This window comes from Streptomyces boluensis, from assembly GCF_009908195.1.
Classification (GTDB): domain Bacteria; phylum Actinomycetota; class Actinomycetes; order Streptomycetales; family Streptomycetaceae; genus Streptomyces; species Streptomyces boluensis.
The window spans coordinates 1-20,479 of sequence record NZ_JAAAHS010000109.1 but is presented as its reverse complement, the minus strand read 5'-3'; the positions used below and the strand labels follow the sequence as shown (position 1 = coordinate 20,479).

The 20,479-nt window shown below is 72.2% G+C and carries 18 protein-coding genes; 7 read left to right on the top strand and 11 right to left on the bottom strand.

Annotated elements, in window-relative coordinates; genetic code table 11:
• The 5 genes from GUY60_RS16190 to GUY60_RS16170 all read right to left on the bottom strand — a co-directional run.
• A partial coding sequence (locus GUY60_RS16190; RefSeq protein WP_161698368.1) for a hypothetical protein occupies positions 1-428 on the bottom strand: 428 nt, incomplete at its 3' end.
• 181 nt (positions 429-609) lie between these two features.
• Positions 610-1,860: an MFS transporter gene (locus GUY60_RS16185; protein WP_161698366.1), complete on the bottom strand. Its 1,251-nt coding sequence runs from the start codon at positions 1,858-1,860 to the stop codon at positions 610-612.
• Between the two features lie 3 nt (positions 1,861-1,863).
• Positions 1,864-3,267 (bottom strand): CitMHS family transporter, encoded by a 1,404-nt coding sequence (locus GUY60_RS16180; protein ID WP_161698365.1) that lies wholly within the window; start codon positions 3,265-3,267, stop codon positions 1,864-1,866.
• Positions 3,268-3,387: 120 nt separating this feature from the next.
• A complete protein-coding gene (locus tag GUY60_RS16175) occupies positions 3,388-5,688 on the bottom strand; it encodes a molybdopterin-dependent oxidoreductase (RefSeq protein WP_312866323.1) in 2,301 nt (766 codons plus the stop codon).
• A 131-nt stretch (positions 5,689-5,819) separates the two neighbouring features.
• Entirely contained in the window at positions 5,820-6,431 is a 612-nt protein-coding gene (locus tag GUY60_RS16170; protein ID WP_161698361.1) for a TetR/AcrR family transcriptional regulator, read from the bottom strand.
• 200 nt (positions 6,432-6,631) lie between these two features.
• On the opposite strand from GUY60_RS16170, the gene hmgA reads away from it, so the two are divergent.
• From hmgA to GUY60_RS16155, 3 genes are all read left to right on the top strand, one after another.
• Positions 6,632-7,951, top strand: a complete 1,320-nt coding sequence (gene hmgA, locus GUY60_RS16165) for a homogentisate 1,2-dioxygenase (RefSeq protein WP_161698359.1) — start codon at positions 6,632-6,634, stop codon at positions 7,949-7,951.
• 87 nt (positions 7,952-8,038) lie between these two features.
• Positions 8,039-8,788, top strand: coding sequence for a GntR family transcriptional regulator (locus GUY60_RS16160; protein ID WP_161698357.1), 750 nt, complete (start codon positions 8,039-8,041; stop codon positions 8,786-8,788).
• A gap of 20 nt (positions 8,789-8,808) precedes the next feature.
• Positions 8,809-10,023: a type ISP restriction/modification enzyme gene (locus GUY60_RS16155; RefSeq protein WP_312866322.1), complete on the top strand. Its 1,215-nt coding sequence runs from the start codon at positions 8,809-8,811 to the stop codon at positions 10,021-10,023.
• Positions 10,024-10,047: 24 nt separating this feature from the next.
• On the opposite strand, the gene GUY60_RS16150 is transcribed toward GUY60_RS16155, so the two are convergent.
• Both GUY60_RS16150 and GUY60_RS16145 read right to left on the bottom strand, forming a co-directional pair.
• Positions 10,048-10,836, bottom strand: a complete 789-nt coding sequence (locus tag GUY60_RS16150) for an ABC transporter permease (RefSeq protein ID WP_187370038.1) — start codon at positions 10,834-10,836, stop codon at positions 10,048-10,050.
• A gap of 25 nt (positions 10,837-10,861) precedes the next feature.
• Positions 10,862-11,569, bottom strand: coding sequence for a TetR/AcrR family transcriptional regulator (locus tag GUY60_RS16145; protein ID WP_161698355.1), 708 nt, complete (start codon positions 11,567-11,569; stop codon positions 10,862-10,864).
• Between the two features lie 63 nt (positions 11,570-11,632).
• Between GUY60_RS16145 and GUY60_RS16140 the strand changes: the two genes are divergently transcribed.
• Entirely contained in the window at positions 11,633-12,574 is a 942-nt protein-coding gene (locus GUY60_RS16140; RefSeq protein WP_161698353.1) for an ATP-binding cassette domain-containing protein, read from the top strand.
• Positions 12,571-13,350 carry an ABC transporter permease gene (locus GUY60_RS16135; protein WP_161698351.1) on the top strand — a complete coding sequence of 260 codons (780 nt, stop codon included), beginning with the start codon at positions 12,571-12,573 and terminating at the stop codon, positions 13,348-13,350. Before GUY60_RS16140 ends, GUY60_RS16135 begins: the two co-directional genes overlap by 4 nt.
• Positions 13,351-13,454: 104 nt before the next feature.
• Here the strand turns inward: GUY60_RS16135 and GUY60_RS16130 are convergent, their stop codons facing one another.
• Positions 13,455-15,194, bottom strand: coding sequence for an amidohydrolase (locus GUY60_RS16130; protein WP_312866321.1), 1,740 nt, complete (start codon positions 15,192-15,194; stop codon positions 13,455-13,457).
• Positions 15,195-15,374: 180 nt separating this feature from the next.
• Between GUY60_RS16130 and GUY60_RS16125 the strand changes: the two genes are divergently transcribed.
• A complete protein-coding gene (locus GUY60_RS16125; protein WP_161698350.1) occupies positions 15,375-16,586 on the top strand; it encodes a CaiB/BaiF CoA transferase family protein in 1,212 nt (403 codons plus the stop codon).
• A gap of 85 nt (positions 16,587-16,671) precedes the next feature.
• On the opposite strand, the gene GUY60_RS39010 is transcribed toward GUY60_RS16125, so the two are convergent.
• The 3 genes from GUY60_RS39010 to GUY60_RS16110 all read right to left on the bottom strand — a co-directional run bounded on the left by GUY60_RS39010 (position 16,672) and on the right by GUY60_RS16110 (position 19,219).
• On the bottom strand, positions 16,672-16,941 hold the full coding sequence (locus GUY60_RS39010; RefSeq protein ID WP_161698348.1) for a hypothetical protein: 270 nt from the start codon (positions 16,939-16,941) through the stop codon (positions 16,672-16,674).
• Between the two features lie 479 nt (positions 16,942-17,420).
• Positions 17,421-18,230 carry an SGNH/GDSL hydrolase family protein gene (locus GUY60_RS16115; RefSeq protein ID WP_161698346.1) on the bottom strand — a complete coding sequence of 270 codons (810 nt, stop codon included), beginning with the start codon at positions 18,228-18,230 and terminating at the stop codon, positions 17,421-17,423.
• A 197-nt stretch (positions 18,231-18,427) separates the two neighbouring features.
• Positions 18,428-19,219 carry a hypothetical protein gene (locus GUY60_RS16110; RefSeq protein WP_161698344.1) on the bottom strand — a complete coding sequence of 264 codons (792 nt, stop codon included), beginning with the start codon at positions 19,217-19,219 and terminating at the stop codon, positions 18,428-18,430.
• 89 nt (positions 19,220-19,308) lie between these two features.
• Between GUY60_RS16110 and GUY60_RS16105 the strand changes: the two genes are divergently transcribed.
• Positions 19,309-20,418: a DUF5925 domain-containing protein gene (locus tag GUY60_RS16105; protein WP_161698342.1), complete on the top strand. Its 1,110-nt coding sequence runs from the start codon at positions 19,309-19,311 to the stop codon at positions 20,416-20,418.
• Positions 20,419-20,479: the final 61 nt, after the last annotated feature.

Genomic DNA, 20,479 nt, shown 5'->3' with positions numbered 1-20,479 from the left:
GAGACAGGGGCCGGGGCGCAGCACTGGTCGCAGGGTTCGGGCTGGGGTGCGGCCAGGCCGAGGGAGGCGCGGACCGCGCGCCGGTGCCGGCAGTCGTCGACGGGACCGGGGTGCCGGTCGTGCTCGATGCTGGAGGCGCCGGTCAGCGGTCCGGTGCGCGCGGCGACGACGGTGGTCGCGGGGGCGGCGGCCGTCGTACGGGGCGCCTTGTGGGGCACCTCGTACGCCGCCTCTCGGCTCGCCTTGTGGGCGGCCTGGGACGCCGTCGTACGGGTCACGTCGTACGACGCCGTCAGGGTGGCCTCGCCGGGTGGTCCGCCGGGATGGGCCGCGGCGGTGTCGGTGGCGAGGACGAGGGCGAGCAGGGCGCAGAGGGTGGTGGTCAGCGCGGTGGCCACGGCATGGAGCAGGGCACGGCTGCGACGCATCTCAACCCCCTTGCACCTCTGGTCGGTTCACTCCTGGAACGGCAAAGGCCGCTCACGCCTCGGGCGTCACGGTGGTCGCCAGGCGATGATCACCATTGTGCCCAAGTCCGGTATCCAGTGTGCGGGTTGCCAGGTGAACTGTGTGTTAACCAGATGTGCGGTGTGGCTGGATCCACCCTGCTCAGTGCCGTGCGGGGTCCTTCGATACCGGCTTCTCGGCCGGTGTGTCGGGTGTGCTTTGCGTCCGCACTCCGCGCAGTCCGCCGCGCAGGCCGAGGCCCGCGGCGGCCACGAGGAGTCCGCCGAGCATCAGGAACGGGGCGGCGGCGCCCGCGACTCCGGCGACGAGTCCGGCCGAGGCGGGGGCGGCGACCTGGCCGAGCCGGTTGCCGGTCAGGCGCAGCGCGAGCGCGGTGGAGCGGGCGTCGGCGGGGGCGGCCTGGACGACCGTCGTCATGGAGAGCGGCTGGCCCACGCCGAGGCAGAAGCCGAGCACGGCGAGCATCACGGCGAGGCCCCATACCGGTACGGGAAGGGCGATACCGGCGCAGAGGAGGCCGCCGACCAGGCAGGTCGTGACGAGCAGCGCGGTGCGTCCGATCAGCCTGATCATGGGCGTCATCACCAGTCGGCAGGCGATGGTGGCGGCGGCCCGCAGGCTGAGCAGCAGCCCGATCGTGGCGGGCGCGATGCCTCGGTGCTCGCCGACGACCGGCAGGTAGGCGGTGAGGATGTCGGTGGCGGAGAGCACGGCGAGGCTGATGAAGATGCCCGCGGGGACGCCGCGGGTGCGCAGGATGCGGTGGACGGGCACCTTGGCGCCCGTTTCCTTGCGGGTTCCGGCGGCGGCGCGGTGCTCGATGCGCCAGAGCGAGGTGAAGGCGACGGCGGAGACCGCCGCGGCGACGATCAGGGCGAGTGCGCTGGTCCGCGCCATCGCCCCGTCCTGCTCGGAGATGAGGAATCCGGCGGCGATCGGGCCGACGAGCTGGCCGAGTGAGGCCCCGATCGTGAAATGGCCGAAATTGCGGTCCTGGTCGGCGGGTGCGGACTGCCGCGCGACGATCGACTGGGCGCCGATCACGAAGCAGAGGTGCCCGAGACCCATCACGCCGCTCCACGCGGCCATCGCGGCGAGGGAGTCAGCGGCGCCGCTGAGGGCGCAGCCGGCGGCGATCAGGACGACGCCGACGGGCAGCAGCGGCGCGCACCTGCCGTGGTCGGTGCGGCGGCCGAGGGGTACGGCCGCGAAAAGCGGGAGCAGCGCGTACACACCGGCGATGACGCCGACGGCGCGTTCGTCGGCGCCAAGGGCGAGAGCCCGGTAGGACACGGCGGGCCGCGCCATCGACACCGCCCCCTGCGCGAAGCTGAAGGCGATGACGAGGCGCAGCAGCCACGTCCTTCCGGGCCCTGAACTGCCGTCCTGCATAGGTCAGATGATCCCGAAGAGAATCGCGGAACCGAGCACCACCAAGGAGGTGAGCGCGGCCCATTTGACGGTGAACCTGGTGTGGTCGCCGAACTCGACCTTGGCCATCCCGACGAGCACGAACACGGCGGGCACCAGCGGGCTCGACATGTGCAGCGGCTGGCCGGCGATGGAGGCGCGGGCGATCTCCACGGGCGCGATGCCGTGGGCGGCGCCGGCCTCGGCGAGGACGGGGAGGACGCCGAAGTAGAAGCCGTCGTTCGACATGAAGTAGGTCAGCGGGAGCGACAGGAGGCCGGTGACCAGGCCCATCTGCGAGCCCATCGCGTCGGGGATGGAGCTGACCATCCACTTGGCCATGGACTCGACCATGCCGGTGCCCTGCAGGACGCCGGTGAAGACGGCGGCGGCGAAGACCATGCCGGCGACGTTCAGGACGTTCTCGGCGTGGGCGCCGATGCGGGCCTTCTGGTCGGTCATGTTGGGGAAGTTGACCGTGAGCGCGAGCGCGGCGCCGAGCAGGAACAGCACCGGGATGGGCAGCAGTTCCATGATCATCGCGGCGAGCAGGCCGACGGTCAGGAGCGCGTTGAACCAGTACAGCTTGGGGCGCAGGGTGGCGCGGTTCGGGTCGAGCCCGGCGAAGGTCTCGCCGTCCTCGTTCTCGTACGAGGGGGCGCTGTGGTCGCCGGTGCCGGAGCCCTTGCCGGAGTCGGCGCTCTTGCCGTTGCCGGAGCCCGCGCCGACGAGGACCTTCTCGTCGGCGGTCTCGGTGACCTCGTGCAGGGAGAGGTAGCCGATGCGCTTGCGCTCGCGCATGCCGAGGACGTACGAGAGGGCGAAGACGGCGAGCAGACCGACCGCGAGCGCCGGGATCATCGGCACGAAGATGTCGGAGGCGTCCACCTTGAGCGCGGTCGCGGCGCGGGCGGTGGGGCCGCCCCAGGGGAGGGTGTTCATGACGCCGTTGGCGGTCGCGGCGACACCGGTCAGCACGACCAGGCTCATCTTCAGGCGCTTGTAGAGCGGATACATCGCCGAGACGGTGATCATGAAGGTGGTGGAGCCGTCGCCGTCGAGCGAGACGATCGCGGCGAGCACCGCGGTGCCGACGACGATCCGCATCGGGTCGGCCTTGCAGAAGCGCAGGATGCCTCGGACGATCGGGTCGAAGAGACCGACGTCGATCATCACGCCGAAGTAGACGATGGCGAACATCAGCATCGCCGCGGTGGGCGCCAGATCGGTGACGCCGTCGAGGACGTAGTCCCCGAGCTTTGCTCCTTGCCCGACGAACACACAGAACAGCGCGGGGATGAGCACGAGTGCCGCTATCGGCGACATCTTCTTCATCATGATCAGAACCAGGAAGGTCGCGATCATGGCGAAGCCAAGGATTGTCAGCATTTGGGGACCTAACGTTCGCCCTTGAACTCCCACCAGGGTCGGCGGTTCGCCCGACGTTAAGACCCGCTATTCCTCGTTAACAAGATGTTGACACGCGAGCAATAAGCGCAAAACTCCAGGTCACAGCGTTTCCTCTGGTTCCGGCCCGCTCGGCGTGAGCAGAACCGGCACTCCGTTGAGTACGGCCGTGCCGGACAGCGGGTCGAGCAGGGTGCCGTCGAGCAGCTGGTTGCTGTTGGTGCCGGGGGTGGCCGACGCAACCGGGGTACGGGTGCCGGGCCGGTCGTGGCCCCAGCCGTGCGGCAGGCTCACCACGCCCCTGCGCACCGTCTCGGTGAGCTCGGCCGGGGCCTCGGCCTCTCCCCCGGCGCCCTTGACGCGGACGTTCGCCCCGTCGGTGATCCCGGCGCGGGCGGCGTCCTCGGGGTGGATCTGCAGGGTGCAGCGGTTGGAACCGCGGTTGAGTACGGGGACGTTGTGCAGCCAGCTGTTGTTGGACCGCAGATGGCGGCGCCCGACCAGGACGAGTCCGTCGGGGTCGCGGTCCAGGGCGCCGCGCAGCCGGGGCAGGTCGGCGGCGACCGGCGCGGGCAGCAGCTCGACCCGCCCGCTGCGGGTGCGCAGGACCTGCGGCAGCCGGGACGTGAGCGGGCCGAGGTCGATGCCGTGCGGGTGGTCGAGCAGCCGGGCGAGGCTGAGGCCCTCGGGGTCGGCGCCGAAGCCGTCGCCGTACGGGCCGAGGCGGAGCATCAGGTCGAGGCGGCGTTCGGCGCCGGTCTCGCCGGTGAGGAGGGCGGCCAGCTCCTTGGGGTCGCGGCCGGGCACGGCCTGGTGCGGGTCGGTGACGGCCTTGCCGAGGGCGCGCTCGATGACCATGTCGTCCACGGCGTGCGGCGGCGCCCCGTGCATTCCGGACACGGCGAGGATCAGCCGCGCGTGGATCTCGCACTCGTCCAGGGCGCCGTCCTGGAGCGGTACGGCGCCGCGCGTGTAGCGGGCCTGGTTGCGTACGGCGAGGGCGTTGAAGGCGAAGTCGTAGTGCGCGCTCTGGGCGGGCGGCGGCGGGGGCAGCACCACGTGCGCGTGGCGGGAGGTCTCGTTCAGGTACGGGTCGACGCTCACCATGAAGTCGAGCCCGGCGAGGGCCCGGTCGAGCCGGTCGCCGTCGGGCGCGGAGAGCACCGGGTTGGCGGCGATGGCGACCAGGGCGCGGAGCCGGCCCTCGCCGGGGGTGTCGATCTCCTCGGCGAGCGCGACGGTGGGCAGCTCGCTCTTGACCTCGGGGTGCCCGCCGACCCGGCTCGCCCAGCGCCCGAGCGCGAAGCCCTTGCCCGGCGCGGCGGGCCGGGGCGCGCGGTCGGTGGCGGAGAGCGGGAAGAGGGCGCCGCCGGGCCGGTCGAGGTTGCCGGTGAGGGTGTTGAGGACGTCGACCAGCCAGCTCGCCAGGGTGCCGAACTCGACGGTGCAGGTGCCGATGCGGCCGTATACGGCGGCGGTGGGCGCGGCGGCGAGCTCGCGGGCGAGGGTACGGATCGTGGCGGCCTCGATGTCACAGGCGTCCGCGACGGCCTCGGGCGTGAACTCGGCCACCGCGTCCTGGACTTGGGCCACCCCCTCCACGTACCCCGCGAGCCGCCCGAGGTCGGTGAGGTCCTCCTCGCACAGCACGTGCACGAGCGCAGCGAGGAGCAGGGCGTCGGTGCCGGGGCGGATCGCGAGGTGCCGGTCGGCGAGGTCGGCGGTGCGGGTGCGGCGCGGGTCGACGACGGTGAGGCGGCCGCCGCGCTCGCGCAGCGCCTTGAGGCGGCCGGGGAAGTCGGGTGCGGTGCAGAGGCTGCCGTTGGACTCGAGCGGGTTGGCGCCCAGGAGCAGCAGGTGGTCGGTGCGGTCCAGGTCGGGCACCGGGATCGCCATCGGGTCGCCGAAGAGGAGCCCGGAGGACACGTGCTTGGGCATCTGGTCGAGGGTGCTGGCGGTGAAGAGGTTGCGGGTGCCGAGGGTGCTGAGGAGGACCGGCGGGTAGAGGGCGCCGGCCATGGTGTGGACGTTGGGGTTGCCGAGGACGACACCGACCGCGTTCGGCCCGTACCGCTCGACCAGGGGCCGGATGCCCGCGGCGACCGCGTCGAAGGCCTCGTCCCAACTCGCTTCCCGGAGCACGCCGTCGCGCCGGACCAGGGGCCGGGTGAGCCGGTCCGGGTCGCCGTCGAGCGCGCCGAAGGCGGCGCCCTTGGGGCAGATGAAGCCACGGCTGAACACATCGTCACGGTCACCGCGGGCACCGGTCACCCGGGTCCCCTCGACGGTGAGCGTGAGCCCGCAGGTGGCCTCGCAGAGGGGGCAGATACGGAGCGCGGTACGGCGCCCGTCGGCGGGTGTGGTGGGGCTCGGGTCCTGCACGGTACGGGCGTTGCGTGACACGGGCCCTCCCTGGGCGGCGGCAGCGGCGGCGCACAATCCGAGGGCGAGCATACCGACCGGTACGCACGGTGGCGAGGGGTCTGCGGGGCGGGTATCAGGTCTGCGGGACAGAGCCGCGGGGCCCGCGTCCCCTACCCCAACCTCCGCGCCAGGTAAGCCCGCAGCAGCTCGCGCGCCTCCGCGATCAGCTCCGGGTCGCCCTCCGGGCCGCACCGGAACGCGAGCCTGAGGACCGCGTCCGCGGCCTCCACGCCGACCAGGACGCAGCGCCGCAGGTCGGCGTCGAGCGGCCGGCCCAGGTGCTGGGCGAGCAGGTCGGCGAGCCGGTCCGCGAGCAGGTGGTTGGCCTCCGACGGGGCCTGCACGGGGCCGCCGAAGTCGACCAGGGCGAAGCCGGGGACGGTGCGCTTCATGGTCAGGTACTCGTCGAACCCGGCGTCGACCGCGGTCCGCCAGTCGTCGTGCGCGACGGCCGCGATCCGCAGGTTGATGCGCTCCGCGTACCGGTCGAGGTTGCGCTGCGCGAGCGCCTCGGACATGGCGCGTTTGTTGCCGAAGAAGCGGTAGACCGAGCCGATCGGCACCTCGGCGCGATCGGCTACGGCCCGGGTGCTCAGGGCCTCGTAGCCGACCTCGTCGAGCATCGCCGCGCAGGCGTCGAGTATCCGGTTCAGCCGCTCGGCGCTGCGCTGTTGCACGGGGGCGCGGCGCAGGTTCGCCTGCGGTTCGGGGGTCCAGGACATGGGGTGAGGGTAATAGTCCGCACCGTCGTCCGGGGCTCGGCCACCTGGGGCTGCCGCCCCGGACCCCGCTCCATCGCCCTCCGGGCTCGTCCTCAATCGCCGGACAGGCTGGATTTGGCCCCGTTGACGGGGCCTCCAAGGAATCCTACGGTTGTCCATAGGATTCCTTCGGCTATTCCTACGGCAGCGGGGAGCGCACCATGAGCGGCACCGAGCAGGCGCGGAAGACGGCGGAGGGGCTCACGTACCTCACCGGCTTCGGCAATGAGCACAGCAGCGAGGCCGTCCCCGGCGCCCTGCCGCACGGCCGCAACTCGCCGCAGCGCGCCCCTCTCGGCCTGTACGCGGAGCAGTTGAGCGGCAGCGCGTTCACCGAGCCGCGGGCGCACAACCGCCGCTCCTGGCTGTACCGCATCCGCCCCTCCGCGGCCCACCCGGCGTTCACCCGGATCGACAACGGCTCGGTGCGCACCGCCCCGTTCACCGATTCCGTGCCCGACCCCAACCGGCTGCGCTGGAACCCGCTGCCCGAACCGGCGCCCGGCACGGACTTCCTCGACGGCCTGTGGACCCTCGGCGGCAACGGCGACGCGACCCAGCGCACCGGCATGGCCGTGCACCTCTACCACGCCAACTCCCCTATGGAACGGCGGGTGTTCGGGAACTCCGACGGTGAGCTCCTGATCGTGCCCGAGCGGGGCGGCCTGCTGCTCCGCACCGAGATGGGGCTGCTGCGCGCCGAGCCGGGCGAGGTCGCCCTGGTCCCGCGCGGGGTGCGGTTCCGGGTGGAGCTGCTCGACGCGACCGCCCGCGGCTATGTGTGCGAGAACTACGGGGCGCCGTTCCAGCTGCCCGACCTGGGCCCGATCGGCGCCAACGGCCTGGCGAACGCACGGGACTTCCGGGCGCCCGAGGCAGCGTACGAAGAGGTCGAGGGCGAGGTGGAGGTGGTCAACAAGTTCTGCGGCAACCTCTGGTCCGCGACGTACGACCACTCCCCGCTCGACGTCGTCGCCTGGCACGGCAACCACACTCCGTACGTCTACGACCTGCACCGTTTCAATGTGCTCGGCTCCCTCAGCTACGACCACCCGGACCCGTCGATCTTCACGGTGCTGACCTCGCCGAGCGACACCCCGGGGCTCGCGGGCGTCGACTTCGTGGTGTTCGCGCCGCGCTGGCTGGTGGGCGAGGACACGTTCCGGCCGCCGTACTTCCACCGGAACGTGATGAGCGAGTACATGGGCCTGATCGAGGGCGCGTACGACGCGAAAGCGGACGGCTTCGTGCCGGGCGGCGGCTCGCTGCACAACATGATGTCGGCGCACGGCCCGGACCGCGCCACCTTCGACAAGGCGTCCGCGGCCGAGCTGCGGCCGCAGAAGGTGGACGACGGCCTGGCGTTCATGTTCGAGACGCGCTGGCCGGTGACGGCGTCCGCGCAGGCGGCCGGGGCCTCCCAGCTGCAGACGGGTTACGACGATGTGTGGCAAGGTCTCCAGCGTCATTTCCGGTCGTGAGACCGGTCGTACGCGCCCGACCAAGCCGCCGCATTCCGTCGTGAACCGGTCGTGGGACGGAGCGGATCCATACGGAGCGGAGCAGCCATGACCGCCTTTGCCCCGGACTCGATCGTCCTCAACCGCAAGCTGCCGCTGTGGTACCAGGTGTCGCAGTCCCTGCGCGCCTCGATACTGGGCCGCGCGCCGGACGCCTCGCTGCGCCTGCCGACCGAGGAGCAGTTGGCGCTGCACTACGGCGTGAGCGTCCTGACCATGCGCCAGGCGCTGAAGGAGCTGGAGGACGAGGGCCTGATCAGCAGGCACCGGCGGCGCGGCACCTTCATCGAGCCGAGCGCCGAACGCGGTTCGCCGGTACGGCTGTTGGGCTCGGTCGACGCGATCGTGGCCCAGCAGTCCGGGATGCGCACCGAGCTCCTGGAGCACGGCAGCGGCCCGGTGCCCGGGGACGTCGCCGAGTTCTTCCCCGACCACCGCGAGGTGGGCACGTACCACCGGCTGCGCAGCGACGAGCAGACCGGTGAACCGACCAACCACGCACGCAACTTCGTACGCCCCGACGTGGCCGCCCGGATCGAGGTCGCGGACCTGGAGCGGTGGCCGATGACGAAGGTGCTGCGCGATGTGGTGCGGGTACGCATCAGCCGCATCACGGACACCGTGGAGGCCAGGCTCGCGGACCCGGAGACGGCACGGCTGCTCCAAGTGCCGCTGCTCAGCCCGATCCTGCACTACACCGGCATCACGTACGACGAGGACGGGCAGGTCGTCGACGTGGCGCGGATCCACTACCGCGGCGACCGGTTCTCCTTCACGGTCACCCTGGACGCCCACTGATCACGTCGTACGATCGGTAGGTGACTGACGAGGACGTGGCAGCCGTTTCCGCCGCCCCGCTGCTCGATGATCTGCTGCCCTGGTCGGTGCCGCCGCTGCGGCTCGGCCGGTCCTGGCCGATGGCGCCGGACGCGGCGTCCCTGAAGGCGCGCTGGGCGGCGCTCCTTCGTGCCGAGGGCGAGCGGCGGACTGAACTCTTCCGGCCCAGCAGGTCCCGCACCCCGGCCAGTTCCGTGGCCCAGCTCCCCGGCCGGCGTACGGGGACGGGCGCGCTGGCCGCCGAGACCGGGCCGTGCCCGGAGCCGGTGCGGGTGCTGCACGGGCCGTTCGACGAGCAGTGGCTGATACCCGACCACCGGCTGATCGACGCGGCCAGGCCCGAGCTGTGGCGGGTCGCGGACGAGCGTCAACTCTTCGTCGTGGAACCGGGGTTCGTGCCCGGCGCGGCGGCCGCGTCGCCCGCCGTCGTCGCCACCGCGCTGCTGCCCGACGGCCGTTCCCCCGCCGGGCGCCCCGGCCGTATCCGGCCGCTCTACCGGCGCCCCGGCGGCGCCGAACCGAACGTCGCGCCGGGCCTGTTGGCCGCCCTCGGCACCCGCACCGGCGGGGAGGTCACCGCCGAGGAACTCCTCGCCTGGACCCTCGCCGCGGCCCGCCGCACCCCGGCCGGCTGCCGGGTGCCGCTGACCGCCGACCCGGACGTGTGGGCGCACGGCGTGGACCTCGGCCGCCGCATCCTCTGGCTGCACCTGCGCTCCGGCGACCGCCCCAAACTCCCCGGCGGCCGCCGCCCGTACGTCCGCGCCGCGCTCCCCGCCCGCCCCACGGACCTCCTTTACGACCGCGAGGAGGAGACCCTGCACGTGGGCGAGGGCCGGATCTCCCCGGTGCCGTCGGCCGCGTGGGACTTCCATGTCAGCGGGGTACGCGTCCTCGATCTGTGGTTCGAGCGGCGTACGCCGGCGGAGCAGCCGGAAGGCCTGGACGCGCTGCGGCCGTCCGCCTGGCCGCAGGCCTGGACGTCGGAGCTGCTCGAACTCATCACGGTGCTCGCCCTGCTTGCCGAAGTGCGGCCGCGCCAGGACGAGTTGGTACGGGCTGCGGCTGGCGCTCCGCTCACCGAGAGGGCGTTGCGGTCGGCCGGGGTGCTGCCCGTTCCGGGGGCGGCGCGGCGGCCTGCGTCGGTGCTTGATCATGAGGAGGAGGGGCCGGGGGGACAGTTCGCGCTGTTGTAACCCCACCCCCCGGCCTCATCGACCTCAAACGTCGGCGTCCGGCCGTCGCAGCCGCCCTCGGGCCACCAGCTCAAGCACCACCGCCACCGCCACCGCCTGCACCGCTATCAGCGCCACAAGCACGAACAGCTGCACCGCGCCCGCCTGTACCGGTGAGGCGCCGCCGAGGAGCATGCCGACGAACGCGCCGGGCAGCGTGACGAGGCCGACGGTACGGGTCTGGTCGAGGCCCGGCAGGAGGGCGTCCGACGCGGCCGGGCGGGCCACGAGCAGGCGGGCCTCCGCGTCGGTCAGGCCCAGCGCCATGGCGGCCTCCACCTCGCCCTTGCGGTCCCGCAGTTCGTCCAGGGCACGGCGCCCGCCGAGCACCGTGGCGGTGAGCGCGCCGCCGATGAGGATGCCGGTGACGGGGATCAGCGCGATGCCCTTCAGCGGCACGAGCCCGGTGATCAGCAGCGCCGCGACCACCGGGGCGACGCCGAGGCCGATGGGCGCGGCCGCCCACCACCAGCTGCGGTCGTCGGTGATCCGGCGCCCAGCGGTGCGGGTGGCGACCGCGTACATCAGGGCGAGGAAGCCGAGGAGCAGCGGCACCGAGCGGACCACGTAGCCGATCACCAGGGCGACAACGCCCAGTTGGACGGCGGCGCGCAGCCCGGCGACGACGATCTCGCGGCCCCTCCGCCGGTCCTCGGCGACGCTGAGCCGGGCCAGCGCGGCGACGACGGCGGCCGCCACGAGCAGCACGGCGAGGACCGCGCCCAGGGTGAAGTTGACGGGCAGCAGCGTGGTGGAAGCGGCGTACGCGGGCACGCGGCAACCCTAGATCGACCGGCGCTTACGCGAACCCTTCGAGCAGCCGGTCCACCGTGCGTTCGAAGGCCTCGTCCGCGTCCGGGGGCGGTGGGCCCTCGGCGATCAGGGCGGCGAGGTGCGGGTAGGCGCCGGAGCCGACCTGGCTCATCATGTACGCGCCGCGTACGGCCTGTTCCTGCTCCTCGGTCCAGGGCAGCGAGCGGCTGCGCTCTGCGTTGGCCAGCTCGTTGGCGACGGAGATCATCGCCGTGCCGTTGATCATCGCGATGAGCTCCATCTTGGTGCCGCCGGGCGCGTCGAGCGGCTCAAGGCAGGCGAGGCAGTGCTCAAGGAACCGCAGGGCGTTGGGGCTGAAGCCGTAGCTCGTGGACATGACGCGGGTCATCCAGGGGTGGCGGTGCAGGATGCCGCGGGCCTGGCGGGCGATGCCGCGCATGTCGGAGCGCCAGTCACCGCTGGGCGGCGCCGACAGGTCGTACCCGGCGCTGACCGCGTCGACCATCAGCTCGTACAGGTCCTCCTTGCGCGGCACGTAGTTGTAGAGCGACATGGTGCCGCAGCCGATCTCGGCCGCGACCCGGCGCATGGAGACCGCGTCGACGCCGTCGGCGTCGGCGATCCGCACGGCCGCCGCCGCGATGTCGCCCCGGTTGTACGCGGGTCTCGGTCCGCGTCCCGTGCGCTCGGGGCGCGCCCAGATCACTTCGGGTTCGGCCGCTCGGCCCGCCATGGATCATCACCTCGCCCACCATCGTAGTTACGTACACCGTACGTAGTGCGCTACGGTGGGCGCATGACTTCTACGTACGCTGTACTTAGTGAAGGTCTGGAGAAGCGTTTCGGCGATGTGCACGCCCTGCGCGGGCTCGAACTGGCCGTACCCGAGGGCTCGGTGTGCGGACTGCTCGGGCCGAACGGGGCGGGCAAGACCACCGCCGTACGCGTCCTGACGACCCTGCTCACCCCGGACGCGGGCAGCGCGCGGGTGGCCGGACACGACCTGGTACGGGAACCGCACGCGGTGCGCCGGAACATCGGCGTCGCCGGGCAGTACGCCTCCGTCGACGGGGATCTGACCGGCGCCGAGAACCTGCGCCTGTTCGCGAAGCTGCTGCGCGCACCCCGCACCCGCGCCGCCGAACTCCTGGAGCGCTTCGACCTCGTGGCCGCCGCGGACCGGCCCGCGCACACCTACTCCGGCGGGATGCGCCGCCGCCTCGACCTGGCCGCCAGCCTGATCACCCGCCCCCGCGTGCTGTTCCTCGACGAGCCGACGACCGGGCTCGACCCGCACAGCCGGAACGCGATCTGGGACTCCGTACGGGAGTTGGCGGACGCCGGTACGACGGTGCTGCTGACCACGCAGTACCTGGAGGAGGCCGACCGGCTCGCCGACGACATCGTGCTGATCGACGAGGGCCGCGCCGCCCACCGCGGCACTCCCGCCGAGCTCAAGGCGACGATCGGCAGCTACGCGCAGGCCGTGGTCGCCGACCGCGCCGACCTGCCCGCCGCCGCTGTCGTGCTCGACCGGCTGACCGGTACGGAGCCGGTGCTCGACGCGGAGCGCCGTACGGCCGCCGCGATCACCCTCGACGCCACCCTCACGCTGCCCCGCCTGGTCCGTGAACTCGACGCCGCGGGCGTGCCGTTGCTGGACGCGAGCCTGCGCCCGCCCACTCTCGACGAGGTGTTCCTGCGCCTCACCGCCACCAAGGAGGCCATCGCCGCATGAGCACCCTCGCCTACGACACCTCCGCCGTCTTCGGCCGCCACCTGCTCCGGCTCCGGCACGCCCCGGCGATCGCGGTCATGACCCAGACCATGCCGATCGTGTTCCTGCTTTTCTTCGGGTACGTACTCGGCCCCGCGCTCGCCATGCCGGGCGCCGACTACCGGGCGTTCCTGGTGCCGGGGCTGCTCGTGGCGACCGCCGCGAACGGCATCATGACCGGGATGTTCACGGCCGCCCAGGACTCCCACCGCGGCGTCATGGACCGCTTCCGCACCCTGCCGATGAGCCGGGCCTCCGTCCCCCTCGGCCAGGCCTCGGCCGACCTGCTCACCACGGCCGTGGGCCTGCTTCCGCTGCTGCTCGTGGGGCTCGCGATGGGCTGGCGGATCGAGGGGTCCGCCCTGGAAGCGGTGGGCGCGTTCGGCCTGTTGCTGCTGTTCCGGTTCGCCACCACGTGGGTGGGGATCCTGCTCGGCCTCGCCTCCCGCAGCGAGGAGGCCGCGGGCCAGCTGGGCGGCGCGACGTTCATGCTGCCGCTGCTGTCCAACGCGTACATCCCCACCGACAACCTGCCCTCCGCGCTGCGCACGGTCGCCGAGTGGAACCCGATCAGCGCGGTGACGACGGCGGTGCGGGACCTGTTCGGCAACGCGCCGGTCCCGGAGGGGGCTTCTTGGCCTGTCGCGCATCCGGTCGCGGGGTCGTTGGCGTGGTGCGCGGTGCTGATCGGGGTGTGCCTGCCGCTGGCGGTTCGGCGGTATGGCCGGCCGGGCTGATTTCTCCCCTACCCGCAAAATTCAGCCCGTCCGGCGTTTGAGGACGAGCCCGCAGGGCGATCAACGGTGCCCGAGTCGACGGTGCCGCTGATCGCCCAGGGAACCTACTTCTGCGGTGCCAACTCCGGCCCCAAAGAAGAGAACCGCTCCTGCGAGACCACCCGCTTCGGCGGCCACGTGATGTTCCCCGGCGGCCACTTCTGGCCGGTCTTCTGCAGGAACCACGCCGGCGGCTCGTACATCGGCGGCTCGTACCCCTCCGGCAGCGCCGTCTTCCACTCCACGCCCTTGGTCCGCTCCGCGAACTCATCCTTGACGGCCTTCAGGCGTTCCGGCTGGGTGAGCAGGTCGACGGCCGTCGCGGCCAGGTACTTCGCCGCGGCGACCACCGCGGCCTGTCCGGGCGCCGCCGCCGCGCAGGCCGCCGTCGACCAGGTGTGCATCTTGGTGCCGATGGGCGCGAGGGCCGCGCCCATGGACACGGTCGGCACGTTCCAGCTGATGTCGGCCACATCGGTGGAACCGCCGCCCATGAACACCGGGTTGGGCGGGCTGAGCGCCCCGATCTCGGCGTGCATGCCCTTCTCCGGCAGGCCGAGGGACTTCTGCAGCTCCTTGGCCAACGCGTGGGCGCCGTCGGTGAATTCGGGCGGCCCGATCTGCCGCATGTTGTCGTGCAGCAGCTCGGCGAACGACTTCGAGGGCAGCTGGTTCCAGCAGGCCGACGTGATCCGGTGCCGCACGCTGGTCTGCGCGGCCTTCGCGGCGGCCTCGGAGACGGCGATCACCTTGTCGAGCAGCACCTGCACCCGCGCGGGGCTGCCCTCGCGTACGTAGTACGAGATCTCGGCGATCTCCGGCGTGACGTTCGGGATGTCGCCGCCGTTGTTGATCACCCAGTGCAGCCGGCCGCTGGGCGCCAGGTTCTCCTCGCGCAGGAACTCCGACATGGTCGCCATCATCACGGCCGCGTCCAGGGCCGACTTGTTGCCCAGCGGGGTGCCGCCGTGCCCGGCGACGCCGAGGAACGTGAAGGTCACCGCGGTCATCGCGGTGGTGCTGCCCCAGCCGGTGGCGTTGGCGGTCGAGGGGTGCCAGTCGAGGAAGGCGTCGAGGCCGTCGTACACGCCCTCGGAGACCGCGTACGTCTTGCCGACGAGGCTCTCCTCCGCGGTGGAGCCGAAGAACTTCACGGTCACCGGCAGGTCGTGCCGCCGCGCCGCCTGCGCCACCGCCGCCGCTGCCGCCGCGGCCGCGGTGCCGAGCGCGCTGTGCCCACAGCCGTGGCCGGGACCGTACGAGGGGGCGTACGGGTCGTGCACGTACTCCAGCGGGTCGTGGTGGCCGACGCCCTTCTTCTGCGAGAGGCCGGGCAGCGCGTCGTACTCGCCGCTGAAGCCCAGGGACGGTCCGCCGGAGCCCTGCCGGAAGGTCGCGGTGAACGCGGTGGGGAAGCCCGCGGTGCCGAACTCGACCTGGAATCCGCTCTTCTCCAAGAATTCGGCCTCGGCGATGGAGGACTTCCACTCGCGCAGGGAGAGCTCGGCGTTGTCCCATATCTCCTCGTTCAGACCGGTGATCCGGTCCGCGTTCGAGGAGATCCAGGCGAGCGCGGCCGTCTTGGCGGCGCTGTCCTCGGCGAGCCCTTCGGGCGCCTGGTACGCGCCGTCGGCATCGGCCTGTTCGGCGGCCGCCGCCATCGCGGGGTCGGCGTCGGCGCTCATCGCGGCGGCGGTGACACCGGCGGCACCGAGGAGCTGCATCACGCGGCGGCGGCTGAGCGAGGGGTGGCCGCCTGCGGCGGTCTCGTGGTCGTGCTCGTGCTGATCGTGCAGGTCACACACGCGGGCCTCCGGGGGTGCGGGCGGTGGCGCGGACGGGGCGTGGAGCAGGGAACGGAGCGGGGGGGCGGATCGGTGTACCGGCCAAGTGCTTGCCGATGATCAGCACCCTGGACTCTGCGCGTTGCCACGTCAACATCCAGGGGTGACAAAGGCGTTACGCAGGGTTCAGGATCTTGGACCATGCACATGCCTCCGCCCTCCCCGCAGCCGCTCCCCCTGGACGGCATCACGGTCGTCTCCGTGGAGCAGGCCGTCGCCGCTCCGTTCGCGACCCGTCAGCTCGCCGATCTGGGGGCTCGGGTCATCAAGGTCGAGCGCCCCGACGGCGGTGACTTCGCCCGCGGCTACGACACCGCGGCCGCCGGTCTGGCCTCACATTTCGTGTGGGCGAACCGCGGCAAGGAGTCCCTCGCGGTCGACCTGAAGGACCCGCGCGGCCTCGCGGTGGTACGGGAACTCGTGGCCGGGGCGGACGTGTTCGTGCAGAACCTCGCGCAGGGCGCGGCGGCCCGGCTCGGCCTGGACGCGGCGACGCTGTGCGCGGCGCATCCGCGTCTGGTGGCCGTGGACATCTCGGGGTACGGGGCGGGCGGCCCGTACGCGGACAAGCGAGCCTACGACATGCTGGTGCAGTGCGAGGCGGGCCTGGTGTCCGTGACCGGGACGCCGGAGCAGCCGGTGAAGGCGGGCATTCCTGCGGCCGACATCGCGGCCGCGATGTACGCGTTCTCCGGGGTCCTCGCTGCGCTCCTGCGGCGGTCCACGACGGGGCTCGGCGGCCCGGTGGAGATCTCCATGCTGGAGGCGCTCACGGAGTGGATGGGGCACCCGCTGCACCACGCGATGCACGGAGGCGAACCCCCGGCGCGCACCGGCCTCGCGCACGCCGTGATCGCGCCGTACGACGCCTACCCGACGGCGGACGGCGCGCGGGTGCTGCTCTCGGTGCAGAACGACCGGGAGTGGCAGCGGCTCGCCGAACTGGTCCTGGAACAGCCGGAGTTGGGGACCGACCCGGCGTACGCGACCAACGCGGCGCGCACCTCGCGGCGGGCGGCGACGGACGAGCTGGTGGCGAAGGCGCTGGGGCGGTTGGACGTGGACACGGCCCTTGCACGGCTCGACCGGGCGGGGATCGCGTGTGCGCGGCTGCGGGATGTCACGGAGGTGGCGGCGCATCCGCAGTTGGCGGCGAGGGAGCGGTGGCGCACGGTGGATTCGGCGGTGGGGCCGCTGCGGGCGCTGCTGCCGCCGGTGACGCTGCCGGGTGGGGCGGAGCCGGTGATGGGTGCCGTGCCCGCGCTGGGCGAGCACACCGAGGCGCTGCTGCGTGCCGTGGGGATGTCGGGCGCCGAGATCGCAGCAATGCGTAGGGACGGTGTGATCGCCTGAGCGCGGGCGTTGGACGGGGGATGTGGCCCGCGGTTGCGGGCCCACACTGTCGTGCTCTGTTCTTCCTGTTCGCGCCGACGACGGCTCAGTGGCCGCCGAAAAGCGAACGGGTCAGCCGCCTGAGCGGCGCGAAGAGCGAGACCTTCCGCACACGTGCCACACGGCTCGTGCGCTCGTGCGCCACATCACGCCTTGTGAGCTCACGCATCAGCAACGTCGCCTCCGCCGCCTCGCGCTGCGGGACGGCGGGGCCGCCCAACACCGACAGATGGCGGTCGAGACGAGAGCTGGTCGCGCTGCTCCCGCAGGTGATCGCAGGGACTCGAGCCCTGCTGCGCACTGTTATCTGTTCCATGTCACTCCCCACCCGTACGAGGGCACCCGGCCCGGGCAGGTTAACCCTATCGCCCCGCAGTGACACTCGTGTATTCCGGTCACGGGATTCACCTGCGCTTCGGGCAGGTTGACCAGCCTTCTCCGAATCTGCCTGATTCCAGGGCGAGTTGGACAACTGGGGTTACCGTCCGGTGAGGTGAGTGTCTTTCAGGCGCCGACGCAACCGCCAGCCTGTTCGCCCGTACCTCCAGATGGCGGACATACAGGGGCCGTTCGCGGTCGGGCGAGGCGCGGGGCGGGGCGGGCGGTTCACCGTTTCGCTGTGACGATCACCACTGCGGGGACCTGGCGCGGGGCCCGGCGCGACGGCCCCGTACAGAAAGAGGCGGCCCCGTACAGAAGGGAGCGCGAGGCAGAAAGAAATGCGAGCAGGAGCCTCCGGTGGCCGGAGACCCCTACCCGCAGAACGGCACCGATCAGGTGGGGGGCAGCGCGGTGCTAGACGGCGCTGCTGAACGTGGGCAGATATCCGCCCGACTGGCCGGCCGCGGTGGGGTGGTACGACTCACCGATGTTGCCCCAGTTGACGCTGTGCAGCCATGAGTCGCCGGAGCAGATCTCGTGCCCGGTGAAGGCCCCGGCCACGTCGGCGTAGGCGAAGCCGTGGTCGGCCGCGCGCTTGGCGGTGGCGGCGTTGAGGTGGTCGGCGGCACCGTTTATGGCGGCGCGCTCGTTCTCGGTGAGACCCGCGGCGCAGCTGCCGTTCAGCTGGTAGAAGCGGGGGTAACCGAGCACGGCCACTTGGGCGTTGGGGGCCTTGGCCTTGATCGCGTCGTACGTCTTGTCGAGATTGCCGGGCAGCGTGTTGTCGACGTAGGCCTTCGCTTCGTTGACGCGCGCGATGCAGGTGCTCTCGGACTGCAGGACGCAGGTGGTCATGACGTCGGCGAAGCCCGCGTCGTTGCCGCCGACGGTGACCGAGACCAGTGTGGTGCCGGAACCGAGCGGCCCCAGCTGGTTGTTGATCACGTCGCCGGTACGGGCGCCGGAGCAGGCGGTGAAGTCGAAGGACGAGGGCGAGTTGGCGTTCGCCCAGAGGACCGGGTAGGCGCGGGTGCTGCGCTTGCAGTCGCCGCTGCCGCTGTCGTAGTTGCCGGCGCCGACACCCGAGGAGTAGGAGTCGCCGAGGGCCACATAGGCCTCGGCGGCCGCATTGTCCGCCGCCGCGGCCGTGCCCGCTCCGGTGAGAGCGAGGCCGGCCGCCAGAAGAAGTGAAGCTGCGTACGCGGTAGTTCGGGACAGTCTCATGGAACCTCCCTTTAGCAGGATCTCTGCACAAGCCGTGGTAGCACGCGCCGACTTGCTCCGGGAGCGTCCATGCCAAGAAGGTTTGGTACGGGGACCTTCACACGGACAAGGTTTGACCTGCGAAGGGCGTCTTCACCGGACAACTTCCTTCTGCCGTACGGAAGATGACGCCTCGTTCACCGATGGGAGATCGCGGATCAGGCCTCCGCGCCGGGCCCTTCGCCGGAGGTGGCCGTCGGCCCGTTCGGCGTACGGCTGCCGAACCTGCCGTTCACCCACATGGCGAGCAGGATGCCCACCGGGATGACTAGCAGGCCGAGCAGCCAGGCCCAGGGGTAGTGCTCGCCGATCCAGCACGCGCCGCCCGACATGGAGCAGTCGGCCTCCCGGTGCCGCGCCTTGGGCTTGACCGACCCGACCATGACCCCGATCAGGAACACGCTCGCCGCGAAGCACACCACGGAGGCCGCGCCCGAGCCGAGCGCGGGGCCCACCGCCCCCGCACTCGCGTGCCGCTTCGACCACAGGCCCGTCATGGCCGCCGCGGCGATCACGCCGGGCAGCAACAGGCCGACGGTGACGGCGAGTCCGTACCCCTGACCCGGCCAGCTCGGCGCGAGCGCGGCCCAGACCGGGGCGGCCCAGAGGAACTGGCCCGCGATTCCCGCGACCAGGCCGAAGGCCGCGACGCCCGGCCACCAGGCCCGCTTGCGGCGCCCGCCGTCCTTCCGCTCCCGCGCCATGCGCGGGCGGGCCGTGCGCGGCTGCACGGTCAGTGCCGGGGCCGCCGCCCTGCGCCGCTTCGGTCTCGCCGAACCCGCCAACTCGTCTCCCCCGCCCGTACGGCCCGGTGGCCGCCTCGTACCGTCGCGGCCGTCGGTCAGCGCCGCCCGGTCATTCCACCACGCGGCCTCCGGGCTCCGGCCGGGGCCGCCCCGCCTTCCCTCAACGGCGGCGCGCAGCAGCGGAGTTGACGGCCACGGAGACACGGAGGCGCCCGGTCCGCCGTGCCGCGGGACACGGCCGCACCCCGGGAAATGCGGTGCACGACGGGCGGCGGTGCCGGATCATGGACGGCATGCCAGCTGACCCTCACGGTGTCCTGCCGATCCGGCTCAACGTCGACGACAGCGACTCCCCCGCTGATGTCGTCGACGCGCTGTTCCTCGGCCGCTTCGCGACGGGCGAGCAGCCGTACTCGCACAGCTCGTCGATCGACCGCGTCAAGTCCGGCCTGACCCTGCTGCCGCCGGGCGCCACCGTGCTGCGCGCCGCCCGCGACGACGACCGCGGCGCGACGCTCGCCCAGGGCGAGGGCTGGACGCTGCTGATCTCCCGCTGGAGCCGGGGCGCGGACGTCACCGTCACCGCGGTCACCGAGGAACTCGCCCGCGAGATCGTCGATCAGTCCACGGACGGCGCCGCCGACGAGCCCGAACCCCAGCCGGAGAACGTACCGATGGGCTTCTGGTACGTGTCACCGCGCCGCGGCCCGCACCGCACCACCCGGCAGATCTCCGCAGGCAGCTGGGACGAGGTGCGCGGCAACTACACGACGCCGGTCGCCGACGCGATGGACCGGCTGATGAAGACCACACCGCAGGACATCGCGGGCCGGCTGCTGCTCCTGCACGGACCGCCCGGCACCGGCAAGACCTCGGCCCTTCGCACCCTCGCCCGCTCGTGGCGGGACTGGTGCCAGGTGGACTGCGTACTCGACCCGGAGCGCCTCTTCTCCGACGTCGGCTATCTGATGGACATCGCCATCGGTGAGGACGACGGCTCGGCCGGTGGCCGCTGGCGGCTGCTGCTCCTGGAGGACTGCGACGAGCTGATCCGCGGCGAGGCCAAGCACACCGCGGGCCAGGCCCTCTCCCGGCTGCTCAACCTCACCGACGGACTTCTCGGCCAGGGCCGGAACGTCCTGGTGGGCGTCACCACCAACGAGGACCTGGAGCGGCTGCACCCGGCCGTGGTCCGCCCCGGCCGCTGTCTGGCCCGGATCGAGGTGGGCGGACTGACCCGCGCGGAGTCCCTGAACTGGCTGGGCCCCGACTTCCCCGACCGCGAGGACGCCGTGGGCCGCGAGGGCGCGACCCTCGCCGAACTCTTCGCCCTCCGCCGCGGCACAAGCCCCACCCAGGTCCCGGACCAACGCGAGGGCGCGGACGCGGGGTTGTATCTCTGACTCCTGCCCTGCTGTGGGCAGGCGTTCCGCAGGGCTGGGGGCGCCCCCAGCGGTAGCTGGG

Bases quoted from the DNA above. Each gene is read 5' to 3' on its own strand.
- GUY60_RS16185 (WP_161698366.1), bottom strand. From the start codon at position 1,860: ATGCAGGACGGCAGTTCAGGGCCCGGAAGGACGTGGCTGCTGCGCCTC.
- GUY60_RS16180 (WP_161698365.1), bottom strand. From the start codon at position 3,267: ATGCTGACAATCCTTGGCTTCGCCATGATCGCGACCTTCCTGGTTCTG.
- GUY60_RS16170 (WP_161698361.1), bottom strand. From the start codon at position 6,431: ATGTCCTGGACCCCCGAACCGCAGGCGAACCTGCGCCGCGCCCCCGTG.
- hmgA (WP_161698359.1), top strand. From the start codon at position 6,632: ATGAGCGGCACCGAGCAGGCGCGGAAGACGGCGGAGGGGCTCACGTAC.
- GUY60_RS16160 (WP_161698357.1), top strand. From the start codon at position 8,039: ATGACCGCCTTTGCCCCGGACTCGATCGTCCTCAACCGCAAGCTGCCG.
- GUY60_RS16145 (WP_161698355.1), bottom strand. From the start codon at position 11,569: ATGGCGGGCCGAGCGGCCGAACCCGAAGTGATCTGGGCGCGCCCCGAG.
- GUY60_RS16140 (WP_161698353.1), top strand. From the start codon at position 11,633: ATGACTTCTACGTACGCTGTACTTAGTGAAGGTCTGGAGAAGCGTTTC.
- GUY60_RS16135 (WP_161698351.1), top strand. From the start codon at position 12,571: ATGAGCACCCTCGCCTACGACACCTCCGCCGTCTTCGGCCGCCACCTG.
- GUY60_RS16125 (WP_161698350.1), top strand. From the start codon at position 15,375: ATGCACATGCCTCCGCCCTCCCCGCAGCCGCTCCCCCTGGACGGCATC.
- GUY60_RS39010 (WP_161698348.1), bottom strand. From the start codon at position 16,941: ATGGAACAGATAACAGTGCGCAGCAGGGCTCGAGTCCCTGCGATCACC.
- GUY60_RS16115 (WP_161698346.1), bottom strand. From the start codon at position 18,230: ATGAGACTGTCCCGAACTACCGCGTACGCAGCTTCACTTCTTCTGGCG.
- GUY60_RS16105 (WP_161698342.1), top strand. From the start codon at position 19,309: ATGCCAGCTGACCCTCACGGTGTCCTGCCGATCCGGCTCAACGTCGAC.